This window comes from Alphaproteobacteria bacterium, assembly GCA_040905865.1.
Taxonomy (GTDB): Bacteria; Pseudomonadota; Alphaproteobacteria; order UBA8366.
In genome coordinates this window covers 1-13,765 of sequence record JBBDQU010000032.1, presented here as the reverse complement: position 1 = coordinate 13,765, position 13,765 = coordinate 1, and the positions used below count along the sequence as shown (strand labels likewise).

The following is a 13,765-nucleotide window of genomic DNA, read 5'->3' as shown; positions in this document are numbered from 1 at the left end:
TTATTTTGAATAATATCGGTTCAATACGGGATATCGACATGACGCTTCGCCACGAATACGCACTTGGTCATTCACGGTTCAACGACTTCCTTTTCACCGTCATCGGGGAGGAGGAAAACGGCCAGCGGCTGACTGTCCTGTCCGCCCTGGCGCGGCTGGGGCCGAACCCGTGGGCGGAAGCGGCGCGCCTGTCGGAGATGCCGCGAGCCGACGCCGCGGCGGACCTGGCCGACAGCCTCGCCCGGCTGCCGGAAGACGACTGGCGGAAACCGGGACTGCTGGCCATCGCGGTCCGGCTCGTCGACGCGCTGCCGGAGCCCGGATCGCCGGTCGACGACGGCACGCAGGCCGACGGCGATACAGGGGGCCGGGCCCTTTCGCCGACCGTCCGCAAAGCGCTTTTCTGGGGCTGTCTCGCCGCGGCGGCCACCGTATTGCTCGCGGGACAGTTCAGCGGGTAACGCTGCCGCGCCTCAGATCCCCATCAACCTCGCCGCCGTGCCGCCCAGGATGGCGATGCGGTCGTCGTCGCTCAGCCCCGGCGTGTTCAGCACCAGGTCGACTTCCGTGCTGGTCCAGGGGAAGGGATAGTCGGTGCCGATCATGATCCGGTCGGCGCCGGTCTCCGCGATCAGGTGGCGCAGGGCTTCCTCGGTAAAGACGATGGTGTCGAAGAACAGCTGGCCGTCCTTCAGGTAATCGGTCGGCTTCTTCTTCGGCACATTGCCGACCTTGCCCGGGAAGGTGCGGATCACCGCATCGTGGCGGTTGGCGTAGGAGGGGAACATGCCGCCGCCATGGGCGGCGCAAATCTTCAGCCCCGGATGGCGATCCAGCGTGCCCTCGAAGATAAGGTGGGTCAGCGCGATGGTGGTCTCCAGCGGGTTGCCCAGCGTGTTCTGCAGGAAACCGTTGCCGTTGAAGCGGGTGCTTTCGTTCAGTTCGCGCACGCCCTTGGGGTGCAGGAAGACCAGCACGTCCAGTTCCTCGCATTTCGCCCAGAACGGATCGAATTTCCGGTCGGCGAGTTCCAGCCCGTCGACGCTGCCGGCGACGCCGACGCCCCGGAAGCCGAGCTTTTTCACCGCATGCTCCAGTTGCTCCACCGCGAGGTCCGGGTGGTGCAGGGCCGCGGTGGCGAAGGCGACGAAACGGTCCGGGCTGGCGGCGCAGATTTCCACCAGCGCCTCGTTCTGCAGCCGTATGATCTCGGCCGAAAGGTCGCGGTCCCGGTCGTACCACCACGGATTGATGGAAAGCGCCGCGACATCCAGCCCCTGCGCGTCCATCGCCGCGATGCGGCTGGTGACGTCCTCCATCAGCAGGCCCGGCGCCTCCAGCGGGAAATCCGCCGCCGCCAGCGCCGCCGGCACCGCGCAATGCGCGTGGATATCGACGGTTTTGATCCGCGTGCCGTTGACATGCACCTCGCGGCGTTCCGCATGGCTGTGGCCGTGCCCGCCGCCATCCATCGCGGCGCTGCGCAGTTCGCAGCCGACAAAGCCGATATCCGTTGGACCGATACCCATGTGATCTTCCCCCTGTTGACCGGCCGGTATGGGCCATGTTGCGGGCCATCGTAAAAGGGCCGGCGCAACGCGTCCAGCGGCCAGCCCCGGCCCCCTACGCCTCCACCGCTTCGGGCATCGGCGCGAGCGGCGCGGTCCAGGCATCGTAGCGGTAGGTCCGGTCGGTTTCCTCCCGGATTTTTTCCATGTCATTCAGGCGCGAAATCGTCTGGATGCGCGCGGTCCGGTCGCGGCGGCTGTCCTCGTAGCGGCGCAGCGCCCGCGCCACGTCGCCTGCGCCGATTCCGTCCAGGCAGCGCGACAGCACGGCGGCGTCCTCGATCGAGGTCGCCGCGCCCTGCGCCATGTAGGGCGTCATCGGATGGCAGGAATCGCCCAGCAGCGTCACCCGCCCCCGACCCCAGCGCGGCAGCGGATCGCGCACATAGAGCGCCCATTTATAGACTTCCGGACAGGCCGCCAGCACCGCCCGCACATGCGGGTGAAACCCCTCATAGGCCTTGCGCAGGGTGGCGAGGTCGCCCTTTGCCGAATAGGATTCGGTCGTGAAATCAGGTTCCGGCGTGCTGGTTACGAAGTAGATCTCGTCCTTGTCCGGCGTGATGTAGTAGATGACGATGTGCCGGTCCGGCCCCCACCATTTCGCGTAATCGTCAATCGGCACATCGCCCAGCAGCGCCGCCGGGAAGGTCGTGCGATAGGCGACCCGACCGGAAAACTGCGGCTTTTCCACCCCCAGCAATACCTGCCGCACGACCGAATGCACGCCGTCCGCGCCGATGGCGATTTCCGCCTGCGCCGTGCCGCCGTCCTCGAATTTCAGGGTCACCGCGTCGGCATCCTGCGACAGGTCCACGAGTTTCTTGTCCCGGTGCACGATCTCTTCCGGTACGATTTCCGCCAGCGCCATATGCAGGTCTCCGCGATGCAGGTGGAAATACGGCGCGCCGTAATCATCCGCCATCGGGCCGCCCATCGGCTTGTTCCACTTGATCTCGCCGGTATCCCAGACGCGGTTCATCTGGGCATCCGGCCGCGCCGCAAGCTGGCCGAGCCGTTCCTCCAGTCCCAGCCCGCGCAGCACCTTCACCGCGTTCGGCGCCTGCTGGATTCCGGCGCCGATCCGGGCGAAGGCGTGCGCCTGCTCGTATATCGCGACGTCATGCCCGACCCGCCGCAACGCCGCCGCCGCGAGCCCGCCAATTCCCGCCCCGACGATTGCAATCGAAAGCCTGTCCTGCGCCACAATGCATTCCTTCCCGAACGGCCTGGCTGTCGATACGGCAGCGTCCGTGAAGGATGTTAGGATAGGCCGGGATACAAGAGCAATGGATCGGGGCAAATGTACAGAATCGGTGATATCGTTTCCGTGAGCGACAGCATGCAGTCCGGTTACCGGTACCGGCTGGACGCCCCGCCGGGCGCGGCTTTCGCGCCCGGGTTCGAACCGCATTTCACGCCGAAGGAAATGCTGGCGCTGGGCGTGTTCGAGGGCAAATACTGCAACGACTGCCGCCCGGAACTGCCCGATGACTGGTTCGAAACCGCGAAGACCAGCGCCGTTCCCGATCCGGCGGTCAATCATTTCGGCATCCGGAGCCGCCAGCCGCTGCATGTCTGGCGCGAAAAAGGCTGGATCATCGGCCCCGACCCGCGCGGCTGGTTCCAGTGGTACTGCCGCTACTGGCTGGGGCGGCGCCTGATCGAAATCGACGAGAAGCAGATCAGACGCTGGCGCGGTTTCGCCCGCCACGCGGGACAGATCCGCGCCAACTGCGAGCCGGGCGACATCTTCTGCCGCCGCCGCCAGCGGCAGGCGCTGCTGCAATGGTCGCACGACCCGTTTATCTGAATTCATATGAAGCGCCCCTGTCCGATGCTGATCCGAATCTAATTCCCGTCCGCCCGCGTTTGCCCCTTGAACGAGATACCGTCGAGTGTGCTTTAATGGCCGGGCGCAACACACGCGCGCCATCAGGGAGGGGACCATGTCGCCATCGAACGAGATCGATGCGTCGTCGGAGAAATATCTGCGCGGCAAATACGCCATCTGCGGCGTCGGGGAAACCAGCTACCGGCGCGGATCGAATGAAACCACACGGGCGCTGGCCACATGGGCCATCGGCAACGCGATGGAAGACGCCGGGATGACCGCGGCGGATATCGACGGCATGCTGGATTATTCCGGCAACGATTCCACCTTCGCCAATTTCGTCGCCGGCGACCTGGGCATCCGGCTGAATTTCTACATGGACGTGCATGGCGGCGGATCGTCGATAGAGGCGCTGATCGGCATCGCCATGGGCGTGATCGAGGCCGGGATGTGCAAGACGGTGGCGATCTTCCGCGCGATGAACGGCTACAGTCAGGTCCGCATCGGCGGCACCGGCGCGCGCTCCGCCGTGCCCATCGTCGGCGATCAGATCCACAATCGCGCCTATGGGTGGCAGAGCGCCGGACAGATGTTCGCCCCCACCTTCCTGCGCCACATGTATGATTACGGCACAACGCCCGAACAGGTGGCGCATGTGAAGATGGCGCATTCGAAACACGCCTCCAACAACCCGAAGGCCTATTACAGGAAGCGCTATACGGTCGAGGATGTGGTCACCTCCCGGATCATCTGCAAGCCGCTGCATCTGCTGGACTGCTGCGTGGAAACCGACAACGCCACCTGCGTCATCGTCACCCGGCTGGACCGGGCGCGCGACTGCCGCAACCGGGCGGCGGTGATCCAGTCGGTCGCCGGGCGCGTCTGCAAGCCGCGCGCCGACATGCACTACCAGCACGGGCCGATATCCACGGTCGCCGGGCATTACGCCAAGGATATTTTGTGGCCGAACGCGGGAGTCGGACCAGAGGATATCGACGTCACCGGTTCCTATGACGCCTTCACCTTCACCACCATGCTGCAGCTCGAGGATTATGGCTTCTGCAAGAAGGGCGAAGGCGGCGATTACGTATCATCCGGCGCGATAGAGCTGGGCGGCCGGCGGCCGAACAACACCTCGGGCGGCCATCTCTGCGAGGGCTATACCCACGGCATGAACATGGTGATCGAAAATACCCGGCAACTGCGCGGCGAAGCGGACGATTCCTGCCCCGTCGGACCGGACGGCAGGAAGCAGCACACCTATGACTACAGCGAGGGCGGCTGCCGGCAGGTGAAGAATGCCGAACTGAGCGCCAATCTGGGCTGGGCCAATCCGGGCACGGGCTCGGCCATGGTCATGGCCCGCGACCATCGCTAGAGCAACGATACAGGATCGATGTTATGCATCAATCCTGTATCGTTGCTCTGCTGTATTAATAGTGATCGGATTCACAGGATTGATGAGAAGCATTAATCCTGATCCGATCCGTAAGAGGGGGAGGATAACCATGCCGGTACAAGGCGAATACATGGGCATGATGCTCAGCATCGACGACCTGGATCACGAAAATCTGGAATTCTTCCGCCACTGCCACGAAGGCAGTTTGCATTTGCAGCGCGGCCGGACCAGCGGGCTGCTGCGTTACCCGCCGACCACGACCTGCCCCTGGACGGGCGAGCGGGACAGCGACTGGGTCCCGGTGGAGGGCAAGGGCACGGTGCATTCCTATGCGGAAGTCCACCACCCCATTCAACCGGCTTTCCGGGACAAGGTGCCGTACATGGTCATTCTGGCCGACCTGGACACCCAGAAGGGCGCGCCCAGCGAGCATGAGGCGCTGCGTGTCGCCGGCAACCTGATGACGGCGGACGGACAGTTCGCGCCGCCGGAGATGATCCGGCGCGTCGGCATCGGCACCCGGGTAAGGATGGTCTATGTCGAAGTGGCCGAAGGCTTCTCCCTGCCCCACTGGACCATCGACGAGGACGCCAAGCAGCCGGAAAGCCCCTGGCGTTATCCGCAGGAATAGCCAAAGCGGACCGGACAAACAGGACAGAAAGAGAAAGCCGAGCATGGCCGAAATACTCGAATCGCAGGCAACCGGGGATATCGCCCGGATCTACGAGGAAATCCGCACCTATTGCGCCGTTTCCTATGTGTCCTCGCTGCAGCGCCATGTGGCGACGAAGCCGAACTGCCTGGAATACGCCTGGGCGGCCTGCCGCCCGGCCTTTCTGGACGGCACCATCCCGGAAACAGCGTGGCGGCGCGCCGCGACGGTGGCCGTACAGCCGTTCCCCAAACTGTCCCGCGCGGCGCTGCGGCTGATGGGCGTCGACAATGCCGGGCTGACATCGCTTCGCAATATCTGCGAGAACTTTATCCGCGTCTCGCCGATCAACCTGCTGTTTGCGGGGATAGTGGAAAAACTGATCCAGGGCGCCGTGCCGCAAGGTCGCCGCGCGGACTGGCCGGCATGGACCCCTCCGGCAATGCTGGATCCGTTGCCGGACCTGCCGAACATGGGCGATCTGCCGAAGGACCAGCATGATCTGCTGATGCAGCTCGGCACCGAACTGGGCGGCAGCCCCTTCGTGCCCGGCCTGTATCGGCTGTTCACGCCCTGGCCGGCCTATATGGCGCATGCGGTAACGCTGGTCGAACCGGTATTGAAAAGCGACGCGGAGCGGGAAAAGCGCGTCTCCATCGCCACGAATATCATCGCCGCCGCGGATGACATCATCGCCGACCTGCCGCCGGTCCCCGCGGGCCTGACGCCGCCGACCGCCGAGCAGGGCGCAGAGATCGTCGGCGCCATCCATACCTACCGGATAACCAGCCCGGAGATGGTCACCTTCGGGACGTTGCTGCGTGACGCGCTGCCGGACTGACGGCAAGGACGGGAGAGACGGGATGCGCTTCGAGAACAAAACCGCGCTGGTTACCGGCGCCGGCCACGGAATCGGCCAGGCCATCGCCACCCGGCTCGCTTTGGAAGGCGCGAAAGTCCTGATCGTGGACATTAGCAGGGAAAACGCGGAGGAGGCGGTGACAATCCTGCGCGAGGCGGGTGCAACCGCCGAACCCTGCGTCGCCGATGTCAGCAAACGAAGCGACGTGCAAAAGGCCGTCGACGCCGTGGTCGGGCATTGGGAAAAGCTGGATATCGTCGCCTGCAGCGCCGGGCTTATGGACCGGGAGCCGTTCCTGGAAATGACCGACGCGTTGTGGCGCCGGGTGATCGACACCAACCTGTATGGCGGTTTCCTGTGCGGCCAGATCGGCGCGCGGCAGATGGTGAAGCAGGGCCATGGCGGGCGCATCGTCTTCGTCGCGTCCAATTCCGGCATTTTCGGCGGACGGGGCCGCGCCGCCTATGGCGCCAGCAAGGCGGGAATCATCAATCTGACCCAGTCCATGGCCATCGAACTGGCGGAGCACGATATCCATGTCAACGCCGTCGCCCCCGGCCCGACCCTGACGCGGCCGGAGGTCCAGGGCGAACTGATGGGCAGCGCCCGGACCCGCATGCCGCTCGGCCGCTTCGGCAAGCCCTCGGAAATCGCCGCCGTCGCGGCGTTCCTGGCGTCGGAGGAATGCAGCTTCGTCACCGGCCACACCTATGCGGCCGATGGCGGGTTCACGGCCGCGGGGCTTATGGAGGGATAGGCTCCCTTCTTCCTAATCGTCGCCCGCGTCCTGCATGGCTTCCCAGTCGTACAGCGGCGGCTCCTTCGCGGCGAATCGGCGGACGGCTTCCTTGTGGAAATCGGTATCGCGGCAGATCGACTGGCCCATCGCCTCCAGTTCCGAGAGAGTCCGGATGTCCTGGTTATAGGACTGGTTGAGGATGTTCTTCGCCACGCCGATCGCCGCCGTCGGCGCCCTGGCCAGCTTCTTCGCAAACGCGCGGGCTTCGGCCATTGCGGTATCCTGGCCGACCACATCGTAGATCAGCCCGATCTGCTTCGCCTCCTCCGCATAGACGCGCCGCGCCGTGAATATCAGTTCGCGCGCCTTCTGCATGCCGACCAGTCTCGGCAGGATATAGAAGCCGCCCCAGTCGGGGATCAGGCCGATTCGCGCGAAAGCCTGCATCAGGAACCCGCGCGGCGTCGCCAGCACGAAATCGGCCGTCAGCGCGATATTCGCGCCCGCGCCGGCCGCCGCCCCGTCGACCAGGGAAATGACGGGCAGTTCCGCATTGGTCAGTTCGAACAGGGTGTTATGGAAGGCGCGCATCATGGCGCGCTGGTCGGGCGCGCGATTGCTGCGGGTCCCCATCGCCTTGACGTCGCCGCCGGCGCAGAAGGCGCGGCCCGCCCCGGTCAGGATCATCGCCTTGATGTCCTTGCCCGCGCGTTTGCGGATTTCGCCGAGCGCGTGGGTCAGGTCCTCACGCATTTCCGGTGTCAGCGCGTTGCGCGCCTCGGGCCGGTTCAACGTGACCGTCGCGATCTCCTCGCTGACGTCGAATAGGATATGCCTGTATTCCATCTGGACCTCCCTGATCGTTCCCCGGCGACAGGACCGGGTCAGCACCATATCAGACAGGATAACGCCAGCGCTACCGGCTGGGGCGGCGCGGCGCGCGGCGGAAACGAAAGCGGCCGGCACAACCTATTCTTTAAGAAACATCCCCTGCGCGGCAAAATCACCGTCGCCGCAGCCGGACGACGAGAAAAGCGACACGACGAGACTCCCGTTGGGAAAAACTTCATTGACTATCAATGGACAAGCGCGGATGATTCTTTGCGCGGCGGCGTCCCCGGAACGTGGATACGGTTTACCGGTCCACGATCCATAACGAGGTGGCTGCCAGTATCTGGCCCTGGAACAACGGCGGCCCCGGAATGTTTTTGTATCTGCCGATCGCTGAAATTTCGGTGAACGTGCTGGTTTTTTTATTTCTCGGCATTGCCGTGGGAACCCTGTCCGGAATATTCGGCGTGGGCGGCGGATTCCTGATGACGCCATTGCTGATTTTCCTGGGCATTCCCCCGGCCGTCGCGGTCGGCACGGAGGCCAACCAGATCATCGCCTCATCGGTTTCCGGCGTCCTGGCGCATTGGCGGCGCGGCAATGTCGATTTCAAGATGGGCGGCATCCTGCTGATCGGCGGCCTCGCCGGCTCCACGTTCGGCGTCTGGCTGTTCCGGCTGTTGCGGGAACTGGGACAGATCGACCTCGTCATCATGCTCTCCTACGTGATCTTCCTGGGCAGCATCGGCTTTCTGATGCTGATCGAAAGCCTGCGCACGATGCAGCGGAACCGCTCGTCCAACGCCAGCCGGCGCAAGCTGCACCAGCACAACTTCCTGCACGGCCTGCCCTTCAAGATGCGCTTTCGGCGGTCGAAGCTCTATATCAGCGCCCTGCTGCCGCTGCTGATCGGCGTCTGCGTCGGCATCCTGTCGGCGATCATGGGCGTTGGCGGCGGGTTCATCATGGTGCCCGCGATGATCTATCTTCTCGGCATGCCTACTTCGATCGTCGTCGGGACATCCCTGTTCCAGATTATCTTTGTGACGGCCAACGCCACATTCCTTCAAGCGACGGTAAACCAGACCGTGGATATTGTGCTTGCGGTGCTGCTGATGTTAGGCGCGGTGATCGGCGCGCAGCTCGGTACGCGCCTTGGCGCCAGGCTGCGGGGCGAACAGTTGCGGGGGCTGCTGGCGCTCATGGTGCTCGGCGTGTGCGGCAAGATTGTGTATGACCTTATAGTGGCGCCGAACGAACTGTTCGTTCTGGTGACGGGGGCGGGGCATTGAAGGCGATTGCCGGCATATTCGCCGCATGGCTGGCGATGGGCGCCGGAACGGTAACAGCCCAAACCGCGAATGAACCGATTATCGTCGACCTCTCGAAGGATTTTGTCGCGGTCACGGCCGGGTTCACCGGTACCGAAATTTTGCTGTTCGGTGCGACCGAGGGAAAAGGCAGGGTTGTCGTCGTCGTCGAAGGTCCCGCCAATGACGCGACAGTCCGCATGAAAGAACGGGTTGCCGGAATCTGGGTCAATGGCAGGCAGGTCACCTTCGAGCATGTACCGACATTCTATCAGGTGCTTGCTACCGAAGAACCGGGTGACTGGCTACCGGAGTCAATTCGTGAAGAATACCGCATCGGGCTGGATCACCTGAGTATCCGGCCATTGGGCAGCATCCCTGCCGAGGAGGCCGAGAAATTCCGCAATGCCCTGATTCGCAACAAACAGAATTCAGGCCATTACGGTAAAGGCACAGGCCAGATGAGCATGGCCGGCGGCAGGCTGTTCCGCAGTACGGTTTTCTTTCCGGCCGATGTCCAGGTTGGCGTATATACGATACGCAGCTATCTGATCGAGAACCGGAAAGTCGTCAGTAGCCAGGTATTACCCCTGGCCATCAACAAGACGGGCCTTCAGGCCGAGTTGTACCGCGCGGCCCATGAGCACAGCGCCCTGTACGGCATCGCGGCGATAGTCATCGCCGTTCTGGCAGGCCTGGGCGGAAACATGTTATTCCGAAGGAACTGATACAAGGCAATGAACACGATACTCGATACAAAGGGGCATCACTGCCCGATCCCCGTGCTGAAGGCCAGACGGGCCATGAAGGAAGTGTCGCCGGGTGACACCCTGACCGTGCTCGCGACCGACCCCGCATCGGTGATCGATTTCAAGCATTTCTGCAATACGACCGGAAATGAACTGGTCGAGTGGACGGAAGAGGGCGACGTCTTCACCTATGTCATCCGGAAGACCGGCTGATCCGATTCAGGTTATCAGCACCGCGCGGAAATCGTTGACATTGGTCAGCGTCGGCCCGGTCATCACCAGGTCGTCGAGCGCCGAAAACAGGCTCCAGGCATCGTTCGCCGCCAGCAGGGCCCGTGCGTTCAGCCCCAGGGCCGAGGCCCGCCCCAGCGTATCCGGCATGACGAGCGCGCCGGCATTGTCCTCGCTGCCGTCGATGCCGTCCGTATCGCAGGCAATGGCTGATATGCCCGCCGCGCCGTCCAGGGCGATGGCCAGTCCCAGCGCGAATTCCGCGTTACGGCCGCCACGTCCGCCGCCGCGGACCGTTACCGTCGTCTCCCCGCCCGACAGCAGTACCGCAGGCGCGGCAGCCGGTTGCCCGTGGCGCGCCACCTGTCGGGCGATACCCGCATGGACAATCGCGACCTCACGGGATTCGCCTTCGATGGCGTCCCCCAGGATGACCGGGGTGACCCCGGCCCTGCGCGCGACATCCGCCGCGGCTTCGAGCGATGCCTGCGGCGCGGCGACCAGCGCCGTAGTGCAATTGGCCAGCCGCGGGTCGCCCGGTTTCGGCGTCTCTTCCCTTGCGGCCGCCAGGAACGCCGCGACGGATGCGGGCGGCGATACGCCGTAGCGGGCGAGAATATCGCGCGCTTCGGCAAACGTTGTGGGGTCCGGAACGGTCGGTCCCGACGCGATGACCGAAAGATCGTCGCCCGGAACGTCGGAGATCGCCAGCGTCACGAGCCTTGCGGGCGCAGCGGCGGCGGCAAGACGCCCGCCCTTGACCGCCGAAAGGTGTTTGCGGACGCAGTTCATTTCGGCAATGTTCGCGCCGCTGCGCAGCAGCGCCCGGTTGACGGCGACCTTGTCGTCAAGCGTCAGCCCCGGCATCGGCAGGGTCATCAGCGCCGACCCGCCGCCCGAGATCAGACAGATGACGAGGTCGTCTTCGGTCAACCCCTGAAGCCGCGCCAGGATTCCTTCGGCGGCTGCGACACCCGCGGCATCCGGCACCGGATGCGACGATTCGACAATATCGATGCGTTCGCAATCGACCCGGTGCCCGTAGCGCGTCACCACCAGCCCCGAAAGCGGACCGTCCCACCGGGATTCCAGCACCCGGGCCATGGCGGCCGACGCCTTGCCCGCGCCGACCACGACCGTACGGCCGCGCGGCGGCGCGGGCAGATGCGGCGGCAGGCATGACGCAGGCTGCGCCGCATCGATGGCAGCCCGGAAAAGGTCGTTCAGAAACTGGCGCGGAGACATCACGGCGGGGCCCTGTCGCATTGGTGAAGACGTGGCGTTATCGCATACCGGGGCGATAACCGATCCGATTATTCGGCATTTCCGGAAAGATAATCCGCGATATCGATATCGTCGATCTGCGCCGGATCGAGGAACTGTTCGGCGTACTCACGCCATACCCCGGACCGGAGAAACAGTTCGAACAGGTCCGGATCGATATGCGCGTCATTACGCATGAAACTCATGATGCGCAGGCATTCGCTCAGTTTCTTGGCCTTCTTGTAGGGGCGGTCCGCCGCCGTCAGCGCCTCGAAAATATCGGCAATCGCCATCATGCGCGCCGGCAGCGACATCTCGTCCCGGGTCAGGCCGCGCGGATAACCGGTGCCGTCCATTTTCTCGTGATGCCCGCCGGCGATTTCGGGAACCCGGCGCAGGGAACGGGGAAAGGGCAGTTGTTCCAGCATATCGATCGTGACGACGATATGGTCGTTGATCTTCTTGCGCTCCTCCGCCGTCAGCGTGCCGCGCTCTATCGACAGATTGTATAATTCACCGTTATTGTATTCCGGCATCTTGTGGTCGTGCCGGTCCGCCAGCAGATATTGCGGCGCCGGACCGTCCCGGGGTTCGACCGCGCCAAGGCGCGCCCGTTCTTCCCAGGACAGGCCCAGCGTGTGGTCGAAATGCCGGAACCAGACGCGGCGGCCGATCTGGCGCAGCCGCTCGACATCTTCGGGGGCAAAAAACTCCCCGCCAAGATTTGACCCGGCAACGAAGGCGAAATCCGCCTCGAGCTGCCGGCATTCCGCCTCGAACGCCGCGTCGAGTTCGACCGGGTCACCGCCCGCGAGTTTCGCTTTCAGGCATTCTATTTCGGCGTCCCGGCGCAAAATCTCGAACCGGGCCCGGATTTCATGGATCCGGTTATAGATCGTTTCCAGCTTGGTCGCCTTGTCGACGACAAATTCCGGCGTGGTGACCTTGCCGCAATCGTGCAGCCAGGCGGCCAGATGCAGCTCGTACCATTCTTCCTCGTTCAGGTCGAAGTCGCGGAAATTCGGATGATCGGAATCGCAGGCGGCCCTGGCGAGCATTTTCGTCAGATACGGCACACGCTGGCAATGCCCACCCGTATAGGCCGATTTCGCGTCGACCGCGCCCGCCATCAGTTCGATAAAGGAATCGAGCAGCGCCCGCTGGCCCAGGATGAGCATTTCCTTGTCGAGAGCGACCGCCGCCTGACTGGTCAGCGCTTCGATGATCGGCTGCAGGCTCGGTGAAAAGGGGATCACCGCCCCGCTGGAATCGCGTGCGTTGATCAGCTGCAGCACGCCGATGACCGATTCCTCGCTGTTCAGCAGCGGCAGCGTCAGGAAACTCTGCGACCGATAGCCGGTCTTGCGGTCAAAGGCATGGGTGCCGCTGAAATCGAAGGTCCGGGATTCATACGCATCCGGAATATTGATGGGAATGCGGTTCAGGGCCACCGCCGTCGCCACGTTATTGTAATTGGGAATGGACGATTCATCATAAAGCGGCAGCGGATCGAAGTGTATGGGCACGCCGGTCGTCCCGCCCATGCGGATATCCAGCGTATCGTTGCGCACAATCGCGAATTTCAGGGCGCGATCATCATCGGCCATCAGATAGAGCGTACCGCCGTCGGCATTGGCGATCCGCTTGGTTTCCAGGAGGATACGTTCCTGAAGGCGGTTCTGGTCCCGCTCGGAAGACAGCGCGATACCGATATCGATCAACCGCTGGAACATCTTCTCGCGGTCCGCGATGCCGTCCTGGCTGTGCGTTATCGAATCTTCCATTGCTCCGCTCGAACGCCGCGACGGCAACTTCCGGCTGGCACCCCTGGCTCCTGGAATACGTTAACCACGTCAAAAGCTGGCGGCGACGCGACTGGTTTCAATCGATCATGCCCTATTTCGTTGTTGCGACGAACACCCCGTCCCAATCCGCCGGCGGCGGGCTTTCGCGGTACTCGTCGATCCGCTCCCTGTACATGTCATACAGCACGTCGAGTTCAATACCGGTTTCCGCATCCATCCGCCGGCAATCCGTCATGGCGGCATCGGCGTCGTCCCAGTGCTGTCCCCGGTATGCCGCCAGAAATTCATCGTGCCGTGCCTTCAGGGCCTGGAAATCCGGCCTTGCGGCAAAATTACGGTCGCCCAGCAGGCAGTGAATACTGACGCCGACGGATTGTCCTTTCACCTGGATCAGATCCAGTTCGAGCGTGGCGAAGCCGTCCGCCGATGCCCGTTCCGCCGTCACGGGGCCAAGCACGATTTTGACTCCGTAATTTTTGGACTGGCTTTCCAGCCGGGCGGCGAGATTCACGGGATCGCCCA

General features: G+C 63.6%; 15 protein-coding genes. 9 read left to right on the top strand and 6 right to left on the bottom strand.

Translation table 11 applies throughout. The features are described 5' to 3' along the window. Nucleotides 1-38 precede the first annotated feature (38 nt). Nucleotides 39-461 carry a hypothetical protein gene (locus WD767_06335; GenBank protein MEX2615694.1) on the top strand — a complete coding sequence of 141 codons (423 nt, stop codon included), beginning with the start codon at nucleotides 39-41 and terminating at the stop codon, nucleotides 459-461. Nucleotides 462-473: 12 nt separating this feature from the next. On the opposite strand, the gene WD767_06330 is transcribed toward WD767_06335, so the two are convergent. Both WD767_06330 and WD767_06325 read right to left on the bottom strand, forming a co-directional pair. After that, nucleotides 474-1,529, bottom strand: a complete 1,056-nt coding sequence (locus tag WD767_06330; protein MEX2615693.1) for an amidohydrolase family protein — start codon at nucleotides 1,527-1,529, stop codon at nucleotides 474-476. Between the two features lie 94 nt (nucleotides 1,530-1,623). Then, nucleotides 1,624-2,775 (bottom strand): FAD-dependent monooxygenase, encoded by a 1,152-nt coding sequence (locus tag WD767_06325; protein MEX2615692.1) that lies wholly within the window; start codon nucleotides 2,773-2,775, stop codon nucleotides 1,624-1,626. Nucleotides 2,776-2,871: 96 nt separating this feature from the next. On the opposite strand from WD767_06325, the gene WD767_06320 reads away from it, so the two are divergent. The 5 genes from WD767_06320 to WD767_06300 all read left to right on the top strand — a co-directional run bounded on the left by WD767_06320 (nucleotide 2,872) and on the right by WD767_06300 (nucleotide 7,072). Beyond that, the gene (locus tag WD767_06320) at nucleotides 2,872-3,381 is read left to right on the top strand and encodes a hypothetical protein (GenBank protein ID MEX2615691.1); all 510 of its coding nucleotides are present in this window, start codon (nucleotides 2,872-2,874) and stop codon (nucleotides 3,379-3,381) included. Between the two features lie 136 nt (nucleotides 3,382-3,517). Then, a complete protein-coding gene (locus WD767_06315; protein MEX2615690.1) occupies nucleotides 3,518-4,780 on the top strand; it encodes a hypothetical protein in 1,263 nt (420 codons plus the stop codon). A 130-nt stretch (nucleotides 4,781-4,910) separates the two neighbouring features. Further along, the gene (locus WD767_06310; protein ID MEX2615689.1) at nucleotides 4,911-5,432 is read left to right on the top strand and encodes an OB-fold domain-containing protein; all 522 of its coding nucleotides are present in this window, start codon (nucleotides 4,911-4,913) and stop codon (nucleotides 5,430-5,432) included. Between the two features lie 43 nt (nucleotides 5,433-5,475). After that, on the top strand, nucleotides 5,476-6,294 hold the full coding sequence (locus WD767_06305; GenBank protein MEX2615688.1) for a hypothetical protein: 819 nt from the start codon (nucleotides 5,476-5,478) through the stop codon (nucleotides 6,292-6,294). 22 nt (nucleotides 6,295-6,316) lie between these two features. Then, nucleotides 6,317-7,072 carry an SDR family oxidoreductase gene (locus tag WD767_06300; GenBank protein ID MEX2615687.1) on the top strand — a complete coding sequence of 252 codons (756 nt, stop codon included), beginning with the start codon at nucleotides 6,317-6,319 and terminating at the stop codon, nucleotides 7,070-7,072. A gap of 12 nt (nucleotides 7,073-7,084) precedes the next feature. Here the strand turns inward: WD767_06300 and WD767_06295 are convergent, their stop codons facing one another. Then, a complete protein-coding gene (locus tag WD767_06295) occupies nucleotides 7,085-7,900 on the bottom strand; it encodes an enoyl-CoA hydratase/isomerase family protein (protein MEX2615686.1) in 816 nt (271 codons plus the stop codon). A 356-nt stretch (nucleotides 7,901-8,256) separates the two neighbouring features. Here WD767_06295 and WD767_06290 point away from each other — a divergent pair, with 356 nt between their 5' ends. From WD767_06290 to WD767_06280, 3 genes are read left to right on the top strand one after another with little or no spacing between them, the layout of a single operon-like run. Further along, on the top strand, nucleotides 8,257-9,177 hold the full coding sequence (locus WD767_06290; GenBank protein ID MEX2615685.1) for a sulfite exporter TauE/SafE family protein: 921 nt from the start codon (nucleotides 8,257-8,259) through the stop codon (nucleotides 9,175-9,177). Further along, nucleotides 9,174-9,923 carry a TIGR02186 family protein gene (locus WD767_06285; GenBank protein MEX2615684.1) on the top strand — a complete coding sequence of 250 codons (750 nt, stop codon included), beginning with the start codon at nucleotides 9,174-9,176 and terminating at the stop codon, nucleotides 9,921-9,923. The genes WD767_06290 and WD767_06285 overlap by 4 nt, the downstream gene beginning before the upstream one ends. A gap of 9 nt (nucleotides 9,924-9,932) precedes the next feature. After that, complete coding sequence (locus WD767_06280) at nucleotides 9,933-10,157, top strand: sulfurtransferase TusA family protein (protein ID MEX2615683.1); 225 nt, start codon at nucleotides 9,933-9,935, stop codon at nucleotides 10,155-10,157. A 6-nt stretch (nucleotides 10,158-10,163) separates the two neighbouring features. Here WD767_06280 and WD767_06275 read toward each other — a convergent pair whose 3' ends face one another. From WD767_06275 to WD767_06265, 3 genes are all read right to left on the bottom strand, one after another. Continuing rightward, nucleotides 10,164-11,420: a glycerate kinase gene (locus tag WD767_06275; GenBank protein MEX2615682.1), complete on the bottom strand. Its 1,257-nt coding sequence runs from the start codon at nucleotides 11,418-11,420 to the stop codon at nucleotides 10,164-10,166. 68 nt (nucleotides 11,421-11,488) lie between these two features. Then, complete coding sequence (locus tag WD767_06270; GenBank protein ID MEX2615681.1) at nucleotides 11,489-13,222, bottom strand: HD domain-containing phosphohydrolase; 1,734 nt, start codon at nucleotides 13,220-13,222, stop codon at nucleotides 11,489-11,491. A 112-nt stretch (nucleotides 13,223-13,334) separates the two neighbouring features. After that, nucleotides 13,335-13,765 (bottom strand): adenylate/guanylate cyclase domain-containing protein (locus WD767_06265; protein MEX2615680.1); only part of this gene is annotated, 431 nt, incomplete at its 5' end.